At 70.6% G+C, this 15110-nt stretch carries 16 protein-coding genes and 1 pseudogene; 13 read left to right on the forward strand and 4 right to left on the reverse strand.

The window, feature by feature from the left end; all coding sequences use genetic code 11:
* Window positions 1-29 precede the first annotated feature (29 nt).
* The 3 genes from ACIQRL_RS25610 (at window position 30) to ACIQRL_RS25620 (ending at window position 1787) form a co-directional block, all read left to right on the forward strand.
* Complete coding sequence (locus ACIQRL_RS25610) at window positions 30-764, forward strand: CBS domain-containing protein (RefSeq protein WP_401335579.1); 735 nt, start codon at window positions 30-32, stop codon at window positions 762-764.
* 2 nt (window positions 765-766) lie between these two features.
* On the forward strand, window positions 767-1369 hold the full coding sequence (locus ACIQRL_RS25615) for a hypothetical protein (RefSeq protein ID WP_401335581.1): 603 nt from the start codon (window positions 767-769) through the stop codon (window positions 1367-1369).
* Window positions 1370-1580: 211 nt separating this feature from the next.
* Window positions 1581-1787 (forward strand): DUF5988 family protein, encoded by a 207-nt coding sequence (locus ACIQRL_RS25620; RefSeq protein WP_401335584.1) that lies wholly within the window; start codon window positions 1581-1583, stop codon window positions 1785-1787.
* A gap of 71 nt (window positions 1788-1858) precedes the next feature.
* Here the strand turns inward: ACIQRL_RS25620 and ACIQRL_RS25625 are convergent, their stop codons facing one another.
* Together ACIQRL_RS25625 and ACIQRL_RS25630 are read right to left on the reverse strand one after the other, a co-directional pair.
* Window positions 1859-2374, reverse strand: a complete 516-nt coding sequence (locus ACIQRL_RS25625) for a DUF2231 domain-containing protein (protein WP_401335587.1) — start codon at window positions 2372-2374, stop codon at window positions 1859-1861.
* Window positions 2375-2489: 115 nt separating this feature from the next.
* Window positions 2490-2663, reverse strand: a complete 174-nt coding sequence (locus ACIQRL_RS25630) for a hypothetical protein (protein ID WP_401335590.1) — start codon at window positions 2661-2663, stop codon at window positions 2490-2492.
* A gap of 139 nt (window positions 2664-2802) precedes the next feature.
* Here ACIQRL_RS25630 and ACIQRL_RS25635 point away from each other — a divergent pair, with 139 nt between their 5' ends.
* The 10 genes and pseudogenes from ACIQRL_RS25635 to ACIQRL_RS25680 all read left to right on the forward strand — a co-directional run bounded on the left by ACIQRL_RS25635 (window position 2803) and on the right by ACIQRL_RS25680 (window position 12702).
* Complete coding sequence (locus ACIQRL_RS25635) at window positions 2803-3000, forward strand: hypothetical protein (protein WP_401335592.1); 198 nt, start codon at window positions 2803-2805, stop codon at window positions 2998-3000.
* A 204-nt stretch (window positions 3001-3204) separates the two neighbouring features.
* Complete coding sequence (mgtA, locus tag ACIQRL_RS25640) at window positions 3205-5817, forward strand: magnesium-translocating P-type ATPase (protein ID WP_401336422.1); 2613 nt, start codon at window positions 3205-3207, stop codon at window positions 5815-5817.
* A 756-nt stretch (window positions 5818-6573) separates the two neighbouring features.
* Window positions 6574-7458 carry a universal stress protein gene (locus ACIQRL_RS25645; protein ID WP_401335595.1) on the forward strand — a complete coding sequence of 295 codons (885 nt, stop codon included), beginning with the start codon at window positions 6574-6576 and terminating at the stop codon, window positions 7456-7458.
* Window positions 7459-7648: 190 nt separating this feature from the next.
* Window positions 7649-7735 (forward strand): annotated as a pseudogene (locus ACIQRL_RS25650) (ornithine carbamoyltransferase, subunit I); the annotation flags it as partial.
* Between the two features lie 4 nt (window positions 7736-7739).
* Window positions 7740-8663 carry a carbamate kinase gene (locus tag ACIQRL_RS25655; RefSeq protein WP_401335598.1) on the forward strand — a complete coding sequence of 308 codons (924 nt, stop codon included), beginning with the start codon at window positions 7740-7742 and terminating at the stop codon, window positions 8661-8663.
* Between the two features lie 184 nt (window positions 8664-8847).
* Window positions 8848-9477 carry a hypothetical protein gene (locus tag ACIQRL_RS25660; protein WP_401335601.1) on the forward strand — a complete coding sequence of 210 codons (630 nt, stop codon included), beginning with the start codon at window positions 8848-8850 and terminating at the stop codon, window positions 9475-9477.
* Between the two features lie 152 nt (window positions 9478-9629).
* Window positions 9630-10535 carry a universal stress protein gene (locus ACIQRL_RS25665; RefSeq protein ID WP_401335604.1) on the forward strand — a complete coding sequence of 302 codons (906 nt, stop codon included), beginning with the start codon at window positions 9630-9632 and terminating at the stop codon, window positions 10533-10535.
* 23 nt (window positions 10536-10558) lie between these two features.
* Window positions 10559-10699, forward strand: coding sequence for a hypothetical protein (locus ACIQRL_RS25670; RefSeq protein WP_401335607.1), 141 nt, complete (start codon window positions 10559-10561; stop codon window positions 10697-10699).
* Window positions 10700-10704: 5 nt separating this feature from the next.
* Entirely contained in the window at window positions 10705-11577 is an 873-nt protein-coding gene (locus ACIQRL_RS25675; protein ID WP_401335609.1) for a universal stress protein, read from the forward strand.
* Window positions 11578-11871: 294 nt separating this feature from the next.
* Complete coding sequence (locus tag ACIQRL_RS25680) at window positions 11872-12702, forward strand: universal stress protein (protein WP_401335611.1); 831 nt, start codon at window positions 11872-11874, stop codon at window positions 12700-12702.
* 195 nt (window positions 12703-12897) lie between these two features.
* Here ACIQRL_RS25680 and ACIQRL_RS25685 read toward each other — a convergent pair whose 3' ends face one another.
* Window positions 12898-14532, reverse strand: a complete 1635-nt coding sequence (locus ACIQRL_RS25685; RefSeq protein ID WP_401336424.1) for an oleate hydratase — start codon at window positions 14530-14532, stop codon at window positions 12898-12900.
* Window positions 14533-14668: 136 nt separating this feature from the next.
* Entirely contained in the window at window positions 14669-15088 is a 420-nt protein-coding gene (locus ACIQRL_RS25690) for a hypothetical protein (RefSeq protein ID WP_401335614.1), read from the reverse strand.
* Between the last annotated feature and the right edge of the window lie 22 nt (window positions 15089-15110).

Genomic DNA, 15110 nt, shown 5'->3' on the forward strand with positions numbered 1-15110 from the left:
TGACGGCTGCCGAGCCTTTGGAGGACGCCATGAGCGGCACTCCGACCTTCGTGAACGACGTGATGGCGAAGCGGGTCGTCAGCCTCCGTGCTGGAGCCGCCTTCAAGGACATCGTGAAGGCCATGCACGGATGGCAGGTCGGCGCACTCCCCGTGCTGGACGACTCCGGAGTGGTCATCGGCGTCGTCTCCGAGGCCGATCTGCTGCCCAAAGAGGAGTACAGCGACGGCGGCATCCGTCCGTACGGCCAGGTGGAGCACCTCTCCGAGATCCGCAAAGCCGGCGCGGTGACCGCGGGTGAACTCATGACCGCCCCGGCCGTCACCGTGGCGTCCGGCACCACCCTCGCCCACGCGGCCCGCGTCATGGCCCGCAACCGGGTCAGGCGGCTGCCGGTGGTCGGCCGTGACGGCACCCTGAAGGGCATCGTCAGTCGCTCCGACCTGCTGAAGGTCTTTCTGCGGGAGGACGAGGACATCGCCGAGGAGGTGCGCCGGGAGGTCGTCGTACGGCTCTTCGGTACGCGCACCTCAACGATCCGGGTCGAGGTGTGCGACGGTGTCGTCACGTTCGCCGGCCGGGTTCACGAGTGCGCCCTCATCCCGGCGGCCGTCCGGCTTGCCCGGGCGGTGCCCGGAGTCGTCGACGTGCGATGCGCGCTTGCCGGGCCGCCCCGGCACCCGAACCTGGACCCCGACCTTCCCGAAGCCGACCGCCCGGCACAGAGTGAGGCGGAGTCGTCGGTACAGCGCGGGGGGCGGTGACGATGGCACGGACACACTCCGGCAAGGGGACCATCGTGAGGATGTGGCGCTGGCGGAGCAACCCGCTGCGCCGGCACAGCGACGTCATCGAGGCCTGGATCGTGCTCGTCACCTCGACGCTGGCGGTCGTCTTCGGAGGTCTCGCGGGCCTGATGGCGGCTCAGGCGGTCGACACCGGCCTGTCGGCACAGGCGGCGCGGGCGCACGCGGTGCCCGCCGTCCTCACCGTGGACGCACCGAGTTCCCCGGCCGCCATCGGAGGCAGCGGCGGCGAGCGGGTGTCGGCCGCCGTGCGATGGACCACCGCGGACGGAACGGTTCACACCGGCAGGGCCAAGGTCTTGCCGGGCGCCCCGGCCGGCACACGGGTCTCGGTGTGGACGGACCGAACGGACCATGTGGTGTCGGCGCCGGTGACCGGTACCGAGGCGACGCTGGAGGCGGCCCTGGCCGGCGCCCTCGTCGCTCCCTCGGTCGGTGTCGCGGTCTGGGCCGCGGGACGGGTGGCCCGAACACGGCTCGATCGTCGGCGCATGGCCGATTGGGACGCGGAGTGGCAGCAGGTCGGCCCTCAGTGGGGGAACCTGAGCGGAGGAAGGGGCTGACCACCGCGCCCGTGCGGCCGACAGCCCATCACCTCCCGTCGCACCGGGTCGCGACTTCCCGTTCCACCAGGGCCGCTCGACCCTGATCGATCCAGGTGAAGGCCGGTCCCACGGCGGGAAGTCGGCCGACGTCCCCCTCCCCGCGAACGGCCGGAGCGCACCTCGGCGCGTCGCGGTGGTGCGCTCCGGCAGGGGCAGCGAAGATCGGGTCATGACCGACGCGACAAAAGCAGTTCTTGAGGGTGGCCCTGACGATCTTCCTGAGCGGATCGTCTCGGTTCCGGCGCCCGACCTCGACATCAAAGTGTCGTTCCGCGGAGGCTACGAGCACTTCCGGGCCACGACGCGTCAGCAGGAGACCGAGCAGGGTCAGTTGCCCGTCTACGAGTGGTGGGAGCGCACGGAGCTCCCGGGGTAGCCGGCTGCACGGAGCATGCGAGAACAGGCCCGGACGGTGTCCGTGACCGGGCCTGACACCGGTTTCGTCCGTCAGCCGCCGTGCTGCGTGGCCGTCTTCGAGTAGTTGTCGTGCCAGGCGGCCTTGGCGCCCGAGTCGCCGATCCGGTAGACGTCCACCACGGCGCCGACCGCGACGGCGACCGAAAGGATCGCGATCGCGCCCCGGACCAGTACCGGGAGAGCCCGTGAGGCACCCGACGTGCCGTCCGCCGCGGGCGCCGTGCGGCGGGCCGTCCACCAGACGACGGCCGAGATCACGAAGAGACCGAGAGCCCACGGCAGCAGGCCGTCGCCGAGTTCGGCGTGCTTGCGCACCAGCGGGTCGCTGCCGACGTGCTGTTCCAGCCACTCACCCGCGTGGGTGGACACCGGCACCGTCGCCAACGTCACGAGCGTGAGGACCGGCAGGATCAGACCGAGCCGCCGGGCCGCACCGGGCCACACCGCGCACGCTATGAGTGCCAGGGCGCTCAGCGGCACCAGCACGATGACGAAGTGCACGAACAGGACGTGTGCGGGCAGTCCGTTGACGATCGTGAGACTCATGTGGGCTTTCTCCATGGGGTGGTCGGACCCAAAGCGCGGGTTGGATCTTCGGAGGAACCCGCGCACCTTTTCACAGTGACTTCTCAGTTCCCTCTGAGCCTCACCGGGATCATTGCTACGAGCAGGCGCGCAGGGCATTGAGGATGTCGGCGATGTCGACGGCTTCCTGAAGCGGGACCCCGACGGCGGGCGCCGGCCGTCCCAGGAGGGCCGCGATCATGGCGACCGGCGACATCGCCGTCCCGCCCGCGGCGCTCCGGACCGTGATCCTCGTTCCGCTGCCGGCCACGGCCCATGGCACGCGCAGGCCGGGCGGCGCAAGGGCCTTTCCTGCCCCAGTTCGTTCCTCATGGCTCATGTGCCGTGATTCCCAGCGGAGTTGACTGGAGGCGAAAGGGAACAACGACGACTCGGAGGGAGTGAGAACAGTGGGTACGAGTCTCACGCCGGAGTTCTGGACGATGTCCGCGGTACTCCTCGTTGTTGCCATGGGCGTCACGTTCGTCGCCACGGCGACGCTCGACGCGCTCGCCGTCCGGTTACTGCGCCCTCACGTGCACAAGGCGCCGACGGCCGCGCCGTTCCGGTCGGCGGACGCGGACGACCGTGTGCCGGTCAGGCGCTGAGGTGTCGGATCGAGTCACGGCCCCGGGACGGTGGACGCACCCGGAAGCGGTGCGTCAGCCCGGTGACGGCGCCCCCTTTCTCCTCTCCAGCAGGGCGGTGCCGGAACCAGCCCCGTGCCCGCAGGACCGTTCCCCCGACTCCGGAGGCCGAACAAGGTGAGTGTCATTGCTCCGGCGCAGCCGGCTGCACCCGCGCAGGGGGTGATGTCGGCCGCGGTTCTCCCGGCGGACGAGGTCCTTCGTACCCTCGACGTCGCCGCGGGGGAGGGCCTGGGCGGCGCGGAGGTTCTGCGACGCCAGGCAGAGTTCGGCCCCAACGCGGTGGCAACCCATCGTGCCCGGGTGTTCCCCGTTCTGTGGCATCAACTCCGCTCACCGCTGCTCGGGCTGTTGGCGGCAGCCGCCGTCGTGTCCTTCCTGGTGGGAGAGCGAAGCGACGCGGTGATCATCGGACTGATCGTGAGTGCGTCGGTGGGACTGGGATTCGTCAACGAATACCGGGCCGAAAGAGCGGCCGAGGCACTGCACTCCCAGATCCGCCATCGGGCCGTGGCCTTGCGTGACGGCAGGACCGCCCTCGTCGATGTCACGGCGCTGGTCCCCGGTGATGTGGTGGAACTGCGTCTGGGTGACATCGTGCCGGCCGATCTTCGGCTGATCTCGGTCACCGGTTTGGAGTGCGATGAATCGGTGCTGACCGGAGAGTCGCTTCCGGTGGACAAGAGTCTCGCGGCGGTCGAGGCCGGGACTCCGCTCGCGGAATGGTCCGGGTGTGCCTTGATGGGTACGGTCGTTCGTGCCGGCGCCGCCCGTGGGGTGGTGGTGGCCACCGGAGCACGTACCGAGTTCGGCAAGATCGCCGCCGGGCTCGACACCCATCCGCTCGACACCGAGTTCCAGGTCGGCCTGCGACGCTTCTCCATGCTGCTGGTCTACGTCGCCGGCGCGTTGACGACCTCGATCTTCGTGATCAACGTAGCCCTGCACAAGCCGATCATCGACGCACTGCTGTTCTCCCTGGCCATCGCGGTGGGCATCACCCCGCAGCTTCTGCCCGCGGTCGTGTCGACCAGTCTGGCCGCGGGTTCGCGGCGGATGAGCCGGCGCAAGGTGCTGGTCAAACGGCTGGTGTGCATCGAGGACCTGGGCGATGTCGATGTCCTGTTCACCGACAAGACCGGAACGCTCACCACCGGCCGGATCGAGTTCATGCGCGCCGTGCCGGCCGACGGCCACCGCGCCGAGGCGGTGGTGCGGTGGGGACTGCTCGCCACGGAGAACGAGGCGCGCGACGCGCAGGACGTCGGAGGGAACCCGCTCGACCAAGCCCTCTGGCGATCCCCGGCCACCGCCGACGAGCGGGCCGGCCTGGACGGGTACACGCAGGTCTCGGTGCTGCCCTTCGATCATGAACGACGCATGGTGTCCGTTCTGCTGCGGGACGGCGACGGCCGCTTCGGCCTGGTCACCAAGGGAGCTCCGGAGACGGTCCTGGACCGCTGCGTCGATGTCCCGCCCGCGGCCCGTGACGCACTGGCGGTCGAGTTCTCCGCGGGCAACCGGGTGGTCGCGGTCGCCACCCGGTCCGATGTCGCCGCGACGCAGGGTGTCGGGCCAGAGGCCGAGCGGGGGCTGACCCTCGTCGGCCTGCTGGTGTTCATGGATCCGCCCAAGCCGGACGCAGCCGTCGCGTTGCGCAGGCTGTCCGGGCTCGGCGTCGCGGTGAAGGTCGTCACCGGCGACAACGCCGCGGTCGCCGCGAAGGTCTGCCACGATCTGGGTCTCCCCGACTCCGGAGTGATGACCGGCAGTGAGGTGGACGCCCTGGACGACGAGCAACTGGCCGAGGCGATCGCCGGCACCACGGTGTTCGCGCGTGTGAGTCCCGAGGCCAAGGCACGCATCGTGCACGCCCAACGGCTCAGCCGCGGGGGCGTCGCGTTCCTGGGCGACGGGGTGAACGACGCCCTCGCTCTGCACGCGGCCGACGTGGGCATCTCCGTCGACTCGGCCACCGATGTGGCCAAGGACGCGGCCGACGTCATCCTGCTGGAGAAGGACCTGAACGTGCTCGCCGACGGCGTGGGCGAGGGCCGAAGGATCTTCGCCAACACCATCAAGTACGTGCTGATGGGCACGTCGAGCAACTTCGGCAACATGGCCTCCGCCGCGGGAGCCTCGCTCTTCCTGTCGTTCCTGCCGATGCTCCCCTCACAGATCCTGCTGAACAACCTGCTCTACGACAGCAGCCAGCTGGCCATCCCGACGGACAACGTGGACGAGGAGCAACTGCGCAAGCCCTCGCACTGGGACATCGCCTTCATCCGCCGATTCATGATCTCCTTCGGCCCGCTCAGCTCGGTGTTCGACTTCCTCACCTTCGGCGTCATGCTCTGGGTCTTCCACTCCGGGCCGGCCCAGTTCCGGACCGGCTGGTTCGTCGAGTCGCTGGCCACGCAGACCTTGGTGATCTTCGCCATCCGAACGCGCCGCGTCCCGTTCTTCCGCAGCCACCCCAGCATGCCGCTGACACTGGCCGTGCTGAGCGTCGTCACGATCGGTGCGCTGCTGCCGGCCACGCCACTCGCCCATACGCTGGGCTTCCAACCGCTTCCCATGGCGTTCTTCGCCGCCCTGGTCGGCATGATCGTCGCCTACCTGGCACTCATCGAGATCGGAAAGCGGTTGTTCTACGGCGCCGCGGCCACCGCGTCGGCGACCCCCAGGCCCTACGCGGGCCACCGGCACCTGCGGCGCCGCGCATCCCACTTCAGCACCGCCGCGCCCCGCTCCACACCAGCCGACGGACCGCGTTGATGCGGGGCTCGCCGACCGGCTCGGCCTGAAGGTCGGTGAGGTCATGCGCTTCTCCCGGAACTTCTACGCCGAACTGGAGACCACCGGCGGCCGTCCGGCCACCGAGGTACTGGTCAACCCGGCCGACGGCGCCGTGCAGTCGAGTACGGCCCGGCCGTGATGGGGAACAACGACTACGGCACGCACCACGGTCGGCGGGGTCAGCCCCGCGTCTCGGCCCCGCAGGCTGCCGGCGGTCGGGTGCGCGTACGGCCCGCCGCTCGTCGTCCGGAGTGCTGAAGGGGCCCCGGACGGTGCGGTGTTGCTCTGGACGGAGGGGGAGCGGGACGCACGCCGCTGGGCGACGTGCGCCGACTTCTTGCACGCGGGCCCGTGTCGGCCCCGAACTCCGCCTCGAACAGCCCGAGTCGCACGACCGTGCGCGACCGGCCGGGAGTCGAGGGACGTTCGGCCCTGCCGTCAGGGACTCGCGGCCCCTGCGAACTCCCCTGCCGTGACGGGACATTGAAAGCGCAACGGAGACCGGCAGGACCAACCACGTCGAACACCCCTGGGAGGGATCAGCATCATGGCAGTCCACGAGCACTCTCACCCAGGGGCGGCCCCTCCCATGCCGTCGTCGGAGCCGTGCCGCGCTCCTGCGCCACGGACGCCGACCGGCCCATGCGCCGGTCGGCGTCCGCCGCGGACCATCGGCCCCGCCTTCTGCAACCTGGGAACACAAGACCGACTTCGTATCCCTCAAGGAGGCCCCACATGTCCCACACCATCGTCGTCGGCCTGGACGGTTCGCCCGAGAGTCTCGCGGCAGCCGAGTGGGGAGCCCTTCAAGCCCTGCGCACGGACGCGCACCTGCGTGTCGTGCACGCCTGGCAGTGGCACCCCTCCGTCTACGCCCCAGTGGCCGGCGTCTCCGTAGCGCCGCCGGAGGACGATCCGCAGCGCGCATGGGCCGAACGTCTGCCGCACGAGACCGCCGCTCAGCTGGCCGCAATCCATCCGCGCCTGTCGGTCAGCGCCGAGCGCATCGCCGAGCAACCCGTGACCGTGCTGCTGGCCGCGGCTGAGGACACCGAACTGCTGGTCCTCGGGTCTCGGGGGCTGGGTGGCATCGCCGGTTTCCTGACGGGTTCCGTCGCGCAGGCCGTGGTGGCGCGGAGCCGGACGCCGATCGTCGTCGTACGCGCGGGAGCGGTACCCGAGGACGACCACGGAACCCGGGACGTGGTCCTCGGCCTCGACCTGGAGCATTCGGACCCCTCGGTGATCGAATTCGCCTTCCAGGAGGCGGCTCGCAGGGCGGCGGACCTGCGTGTCGTCCACGGCGGGAGCGTGCCGCCCGACCACGGCTACGGCGGAGACACCGACACGGTGATCGACGCGGAATCGCTCGTCCAGGCGCAGCGGCGCCTGACCGACACACTGCGGCCCTGGCGTGAGAAGTTCCCTGACGTCCGCGTTCACGAGCAGGCCGTGGTGGGCGGTGCGGGCCGCCACCTCGTGGACGCCTCACGAAACGCGGGGCTGGTCGTGGTCGGCCGCCGAAACCGGCAGACTCCGGTCGGCACCCACATCGGACCGGTGACCCAGGCGCTACTGCACCACTCCGCCGCACCGGTCGCGGTGGTCCCGCACGACTGAGTGCCCGGGGCCGGGACGTGCCATGAGGGGCCCGGGGAACTCGGCTCCGAGGCCCCTCATGCTCAGCACAACCCGTTCCCAGCGCAACCCGTTCCAAGAGCGCGCTGCTCGCCCCTCCGGCACCCGTGCCGGGCCCCGGTCAGCGGTGTTCCCGCGGCCCCGGCCGCGTCCGCGCTGGTGATCGGGAGCGTCATGGCCCGCGTCGATCGTCTTCGACCAGGCCGAGAACCGGCTGCACACCATCAAGGCCGTGCTCGTCGCCACCCTGGAGGACTGAAGCCATGCGTATCGTCGTCGCCCTCGGCGGCAACGCCCTGCTCCACCGCGGTGAACGCCCTGACGCCGCGGTCCAGCAGGCCAACATCGACCGGGCCGCTGCCGCCCTCGCGACTCTGGCCCACGAGCACGAGCTCGTGATCACCCATGGCAACGGCCCCCAGATCGGCCTGCTCGCCGTGGAGAGCGCGAGCGACCCGGCCCTCAGCGCCCCCTACCCGCTGCATCTGCTCGGCGCCCAGACCCAGGGCATGATCGGCTCCCTGCTGGCCTGCACACTGCACGACGCCCTCCCGGACCGGCACATCGCCACTCTCGTCACCCACACCCTCGTACGGTCCGACGACCCGGCGTTCGCACGGCCCACCAAGTTCGTCGGCCGGATCTACCCCCGGGAGGTGGCCGGTTCCCTCGCCCGCGAGCGCGGCTGGCACATCGCGCGGGACACCACCGGCTGGCGCCGCGTCGTCCCCTCCCCGGTGCCGGAACGGATCGTGGAGACCCACACCGTCCACGAGCTGCTGAACAGCGGCACCCTCGTGATCTGTGCGGGCGGCGGAGGAGTCCCCGTCACCGCGGACCACGACACCGGCGCACTGACCGGCGTGGAGGCCGTCATCGACAAGGACCTGACCGCGGCCCTGCTGGCCGAGGACCTCAAAGCCGACTTCCTGCTCATCCTCACCGACGTCCCGTGCGTCTACGAGGACTACGGGACCCCTGACCAGCGGCCCGTGCTCGACGCCACCCCGGCGGAGCTGCGCCGCAAGGGTTTCCCGGAGGGCTCCATGGGGCCGAAGGCCGAGGCCGCCGCGCGATTCGTGGAACGGACCGGAGCTCTCGCCGCCATAGGCGCCATGGACGCGGCGTACGAGATCGTGCACGGCCGGTCGGGCACCCTGATCCGCCCCGACCTCGCCGCCGGCTGACAGGCAGCCGCGACAACACCCCCGACGTCATCCACTAAATGCGTCAAAACGCCCAACAGCCTTTGATAAGAGGGCCGTTCGGCCCCCGGTCGCGGACCTTCGGCATCCGTCGCCGGCCCGCGGACAAGGCCAGAGTGAGGGGTGTCAGACACCGGCCCGACCGCCCTCGAAGGGAATCCTGACCATGGCCGTGCACGAGCACCCGCACCGGAGCTCCGGCTTCCACCTGCCGTCGTTCCGCAGGAACCGGACCGCCCCCGCAGCCGCGTCGGCCGCGTCGGCAGGCACCGCCACGCGCACCGCGCGGGCCTACGCCTTCGCAGCCCTGCGCCTGCTCACGGGGTTCGTCTTCCTGTGGGCCTTCCTCGACAAGACCTTCGGGTTGGGCTACGCCACCCCCTCCGGCAAAGGCTGGACCGACGGCGGCTCGCCGACGAAGGGCTTCCTCGGCTCCGTCGCCGCCGGGCCGATGGAGTCGGCCTTCCACTCCTGGGCCGGTGACCCGTGGGCCGACTGGCTGTTCATGCTCGGTCTGCTCGGGATCGGCCTCGCTCTGGCCGGCGGTGTCGCGCTGCGCATCGCCGCCGTCGCCGGCACCGCGATGATGGCGCTGATGTGGATCGCGGAGTGGCCGCCGGTCAAGCACCTCTCGGACGGCACGCCGAGCATGTCGACGAACCCGTTCGTCGACTACCACGTGATCTACGCCGTCGCCCTGATCGTCCTCGCCGCTGTCGCCGCCGGCGACACCCTGGGCGCCGGCAGGCTGTGGGCCAGGCTGCCCTTGGTCCGCGACCACAGCTGGCTGCGCTGAATACCGACGGCGACGTGGGCCGATCACTCAGCCCACCGCGCCCCGCCGTGCAGGGATCCGGGCGGCCCGGATCCGGGACCGGCGGCCCCTGCACGAGGAACCCCTCGAAATCGACTCCGGAATCCGACCCCTCGCCCCAGGAGGCAGAGATCATGCTCCGCACCATCACCGTAGGTCTCGACGGCTCGCAGGAGAGCCGGGCCGCCGCAGAATGGGCGGCTCGCGAGGCGGAGCTGCGCGGCCTGCCGCTGAAGATCGTGCACGTGTGGGAGCCGGTGCCGGAGCCCATGGCTCAGACCCCGCTCCTGGGGGCCGAGACCCAGCAGCACTGGACCGAGAGGATTCCCCGGGAAGCCGCGGAGGGGGTCCGGCTGCGTCACCCCGGCGTCGAGGTGCGCACGGAGCAGCTCTCCGGTCACCCGGGTGACGCACTGGCCGAGGCGGCGAAGAGCGCCGAACTGCTGGTCCTGGGCTCGCGCGGCCTCGGCGGGATCGGCGGGTTCATGGTCGGATCGATCGGTCTGTCCACCGTCGCTCACGCGGACAGCCCGGTCGTACTGGTCCGCGCACCGGAGACCGCTGCCGACGAGCACGAGCTGGGCCCGGCGGGTGCTCCGCCCGCCGCGACGCCGTTCCGGCCCGTGGTCCTCGGACTCGACGTCGAGCACCCGGACGAGACGCTGATCGCGTTCGCCTTCGACGCCGCCGAGCGCCGTGCGACGTCGTTGCGGGTCGTCCACGGCTGGTACCCGCCGCCCTACTACGCGTACGGCACATCCGTGAATCCGGCGCTGAACGAGGCACTGTCCTTGAGCGCGTCCGAGGCCGTGGCCGAGGTGCTGCGCCCATGGCGGAAGAAGTTCCCGGACGTGGAGGTCGTCGAGGATTCCCGCTACGGCAGCGCGGCCGTACTCGTCGTGGACGCCTCCCGCGAGGCCTCGCTGGTCGTCGTGGGCCGGCGTATCCGGCGCAGCCCCGTCGGCGCCCACATCGGACACGTCACGCACTCCGTCCTGCATCACTCCACGGCCCCTGTCGCCGTCGTCCCGCACAGCTGACCGAACCCGAGGAGGAGAGACCCATGAAGGCAGTGGACGTACGAGCGTTCGGTGATCCCCTGGTCATCCACGAGGCCCGCTCGGTCGCCTCCGTCGCCTCCGTCGACGACTCCATCGGCGAGGCCAGGCCCCGGATCGTCCTCGTCCTCGGCGCGGGACGGTGAGACCGATGGCTCTCCCGATCGTCGTCGGCGTCGACGGATCCGAACCCAGCCTGCGCGCCGTCGACTGGGCGGCCGACGAGGCGGCCCTGCGCGGGGCACCACTGCGGCTCGTGTACGCCTCCCTCTGGGAGCGCTACGAGGGCGCCGCTCTCGCGCCGGACCTCGGCAAGCCGTCCGAGCAGGTCACGGCCGAGGGCATCGTACGGACCGCCGCACAGCGTGCCGGATCGCGCCGGGCCGAGTTGGAGATCTCCACCGACGTACTGCCGGAGGAGCCCGAGTACGCGCTGGTCCGCGAGGGACGCGAGGCCGCCGCGCTGGTGCTCGGCACCCGCGGTCGCAGCGGCATCGTCGAGATGCTGCTCGGTTCGGTCAGCCTGACGGTCGCCGCCCACGCGGACTGCCCGGTGATCGTGCTCCGCGGCAGCCACGACGACCAGGACCGCGCCCGGACGCACGGTCGCGTCGTCGTGGGCATCGGGGAGGGGATGCCGGACTCCGCCGCCCTGCGCTTCGCCGTCCAGGAGGCGAGGCTTCGTCACGCGACCCTGGACGCCGTACGTGCTTGGCGGTGCCCGGCGCACGAGTCCACCGACCACCCCCTGCTCGCCGGGGAACCCGCGCGGCTGCACGAGCAGCATGCCGGCGAGGTCCTGGACAAGGCGCTGGAAGACGTACCCGCGGATGTGGACCTGCGCCGGCGCACGGTCGAGGGTCCGGCCCGCAGGGTTCTGTGGGACGCGTCGAACACAGCCGACCTGCTGGTGGTCGGGGCGCACCGCAACCCAGGACACCTTGGACTCCAACTGGGGCGCGTCGCCCACGCGGTGCTGCACCACGCCGCCTGTGCCGTCGCGGTCGTACCCGAGAAGGCGTGAGAGAGGGGGCAACTGCTCAGCGGCGCGCACCGAGACCGGGAACGCATCTCGTCCCGTTCACACGGCAGTTCCCGGACGCTTTCTGAATTCCCGTCACCGCGTCCTCAGGACCTCATCGCCCTCTCCTGTTCGGGACCGAACGGCCCTTGAAGCAAGGGCCGTTCGGCGTTTTTCGGGTTCTCCCGGCTGCTGCTCGAGGCGCCGGCCCGCGAGGAGCATCGTTCGCGGAGGCCGGTGCGCTCGTCGAGCGTCGCTTCCGTCGAACGGTCATTCAAGGAAGGGACAGGTACAGCCATGACCTCGCATCACATAGTCGTCGGAGTGGACGGGTCTCTGATTTCCATAAGGGCCCTGGACTGGGCCGCTGCCGAGGCCGTACGGCACGGCACCCGCTTGCGCGTGCTGTACGCGGTTCCCGACCGCGACGAGGCCGAACCGGTCCTGAGCTATGCCGTGGCACGCACCCATGCGCGGTACCCCGGACTGGTCGTGGAGGCCGCCGCGACGGAGGGAGGGGTGGTGCGTTCGCTGGCGCGCGAGAGCGCTGCCGCGGCCCTTACCGTCGTGGGAACACGCGGTTTGGGAGCGTTGACCGGCCCGGCGTTCGGTTCCGTGAGTCTGAGGCTGGCCGCGCTCGCGCAAGGACCGCTCCTGGTCGTCCGCGGCGACCACCCGTGCGACGACGGGCAGGACGTACTGCTCGGACTGGCCGACGACACGGACACACAGGCGGCGGCGTACGCCTTCCAGGAGGCCGAGCGGCGCGGTGCGAGGCTCCGTGTCCTGCATTCCTGGAGCCATCGGCACATCACCCCCGAACTTCCCTCCCTCGTACCGACGCGCAGTCCCGGCCAGGAACGGCCGGCCGGGGAGGCCTTCGCAGAGGAGGCCGTCCCCCGTTACGCCCTCACCCGGCTGCAGGACCGGTACCCCGACGTCACGGTGGAGACCCACACGGTCCGTGCCGCTCCCGCGGCCGAACTGCTGGCAGCGACCCGGGAGGCTGCCGTGGTCGTCATCGGCGCGCACCGCCGTACGAGCGTGCTCGGGCCGCGCGTGGGTCCGGTCGCCCGCACCCTGCTGCACCGGGCGCACTGCCCTGTGGTCGTCGTACCTCTTGGGTGATCGCCCCCGCTGCCGCGATCGCGAGCGAGTCGTTGTCAACTGAGCTGTGAGTGCCGTGAGTTGCTGGAATTCGTCGGTACGACGTGATGAAGCTCCTGGTGGACGGGTTCACGACCGAGATCGCCCGATGTCCGCCAGGAGCTTCGCCGTGCTCGCCCACCCGTCCGGGCCGGAGAGCCTTCGTAGCTCCCTCGCCTATCGACGGTGCAGGGTCTCCAGGGCGGCCGCCAGCACGTGGGGGTCGTGATGGCCCTTGTAGACCTGCGGCGGAATCCGGTCCAGCTTCAGGAGCTGCGCCACCGCCGTCCAGGCGGTGCGCACGGAGTACTCGACCGTGAAGACGACGTCGTCGGGCACCTCGGCGAACTGCCCGATGAAGGCGAGGTTGACCGCCCCCTTCGGGACCACCCGGGGCCGGTCGTCGCGGCTACGGGCCAGGAACTGACTGGTGATGTACGGCATCACACAGGGCACGACGGTGGAGGTCTCCCGGATCCGGGCCGCCGTCGTCTCGTCGAACGGAAGGTGGTGCAGGACCTCTTCGAGGATCTCGCGGCCCGTGCACATGGTCATCGGTTTGGGCGTCTGGTTGCCGGCCCGGCCAGGGAAGAGGCCGTAGCCCCACCAGACCCCGACGTCCTCCGGCTGGTCACGGTAGACGGGCTGGCGGTTGGCGACGATGGTGAGCAGCCAGTTGGACTCGGTGAAGGTCATCAGTCCGCCTTTTCCGGCCGGACGGCCGCTGAACTCCTCGAGCGCGTTCAGGAAGACGGGGTCCTTGGCGGTGACCGTGAACGACTCCCAGCGGGATTCCTTGACGTTCTTGTCGAAGACGTCGGGGTCGCCGAAGTCGTCGCGGCCACGGGCCAGTCGGTGCCACAGCAGCCAGGCGTCCGACCGATGCGGAGCCGGCGGAGGCGCGGAGGTGTGCGAGCCGAGGCTGGAGGCATCGGTCATGGACCCGTTGGTGACCAGGACCAGGTCCTCGGGCGCGACGGTGAGCTTCTCGTCGTAGCCGCCTCGGTTCAGGTGGATGGTCTCGACCGTGCCGCTCCTGACGCCAGGGGTGAAGCCGAGGTCGGTGACGTGGCAGCCGGTGTGCACGGTGACGCCGCGCTCGTGGAGCCAGGCGGTCAGGGGCCGGACGATGGAGTCGTACTGGTTGTAGCGGGTCCGGTGGATGCCCGACATGGAGGCGAACTCGGAGAACAGGTGGACGAAGCGCCTCAGATAGCGGCGGAACTCGATCGCGCTGTGCCAGGGCTGGAAGGCGAACGTGGTGCACCACATGAACCAGAAAGCAGTGGTGAAGAAGTGTTCGCCGAAGCAGTCGGTGATCCGCTTGCCGTCCAGATGCGCTTCGGGGGTGGCCAGGCAACGGACCAGTTCCAGCCGGTCACGTTCGGAGAACCCCATCGAGGCCGTGTCGACGATCTTGCCGTCCCCGTCGACGAGCCGGGCGATGTCGTCCCAGGCGAAGTCCTCGTGTCCGGCCAGGATCTCCTCGGTCACCGAGACGGCGGGGTCGTCGAGGCTGGGGATGCCGGACAGCAGGTCGTAGGTGCAGCGGAACTCGGCCTCGAACATGCGCCCGCCACGCATGGTGTAGCCGGCGTCAGGCGTGCCGCCCGCGTCCAGGCTGCCGCCGAGGTCCCGTTGTTGCTCGAAGAGGTGAATGTCGCAGCCTTCGAAGCCGCCATCGCGGATCAGGAACGTCGCCGCGGCCAGGGCCGCGATCCCGCTGCCCACCAGATATGCCTTCGCCATCACACAACTCCTCGTTCTCGCTGGTCGATCGGTACCGCGGCTCCCACGGTTTCCTGCCGCCAGGTCCTTTGTCAGTGGGCCGTTGGTCACCTCGCCGGTCCGGACGGTCCTCGGGGCCGGTACCGGCGAATCGTCCGCAGGTCGCGGACAGGCCCGGTCGGTGGACTGTGACCGACCGGGCCTGTCCGCCACCGCGTGATCACGCTGTGGGGGAGTCCTCCGCCGGGCGGTCGGGTCCCGCGGCGGAAGACGGCCGCTGGGTTGCACCGCGCCACGGCGGGGCCGTCGTCCGGTGTCCGTTGTCCCAGGCCTGGGAGGCCTGGTCGGTCTGGCGGCGCAGCCGGTCCTGCAACCGGTCGACGACCTCCGTGCCGGTCGCCTCCTCGGCCGCCGCCACCACATGACGGCCGCCGATACGCAGGTCGGCCGTGGCCGACCACGGCCGGCCGGCATGGTGGGCGGCCGCTCGCACAAGGTGCACCTCGCCGATGACGACGGGCAGTCCCGGCCTGCCCACGACCACGTCGATCTTCGTACGGGCGTAGGCAAGGGTCTCCTCGTCCACGGTTCCGTCGGAGTGCAGCCGGACCAGGGGGGTCTGGGCGCTGTGAGTGGTCATGGGGGGGTCCTTTCGTCGGGCG

It is taken from the genome of Streptomyces sp. NPDC091209, assembly GCF_044757755.1.
GTDB lineage: Bacteria > Actinomycetota > Actinomycetes > Streptomycetales > Streptomycetaceae > Streptomyces.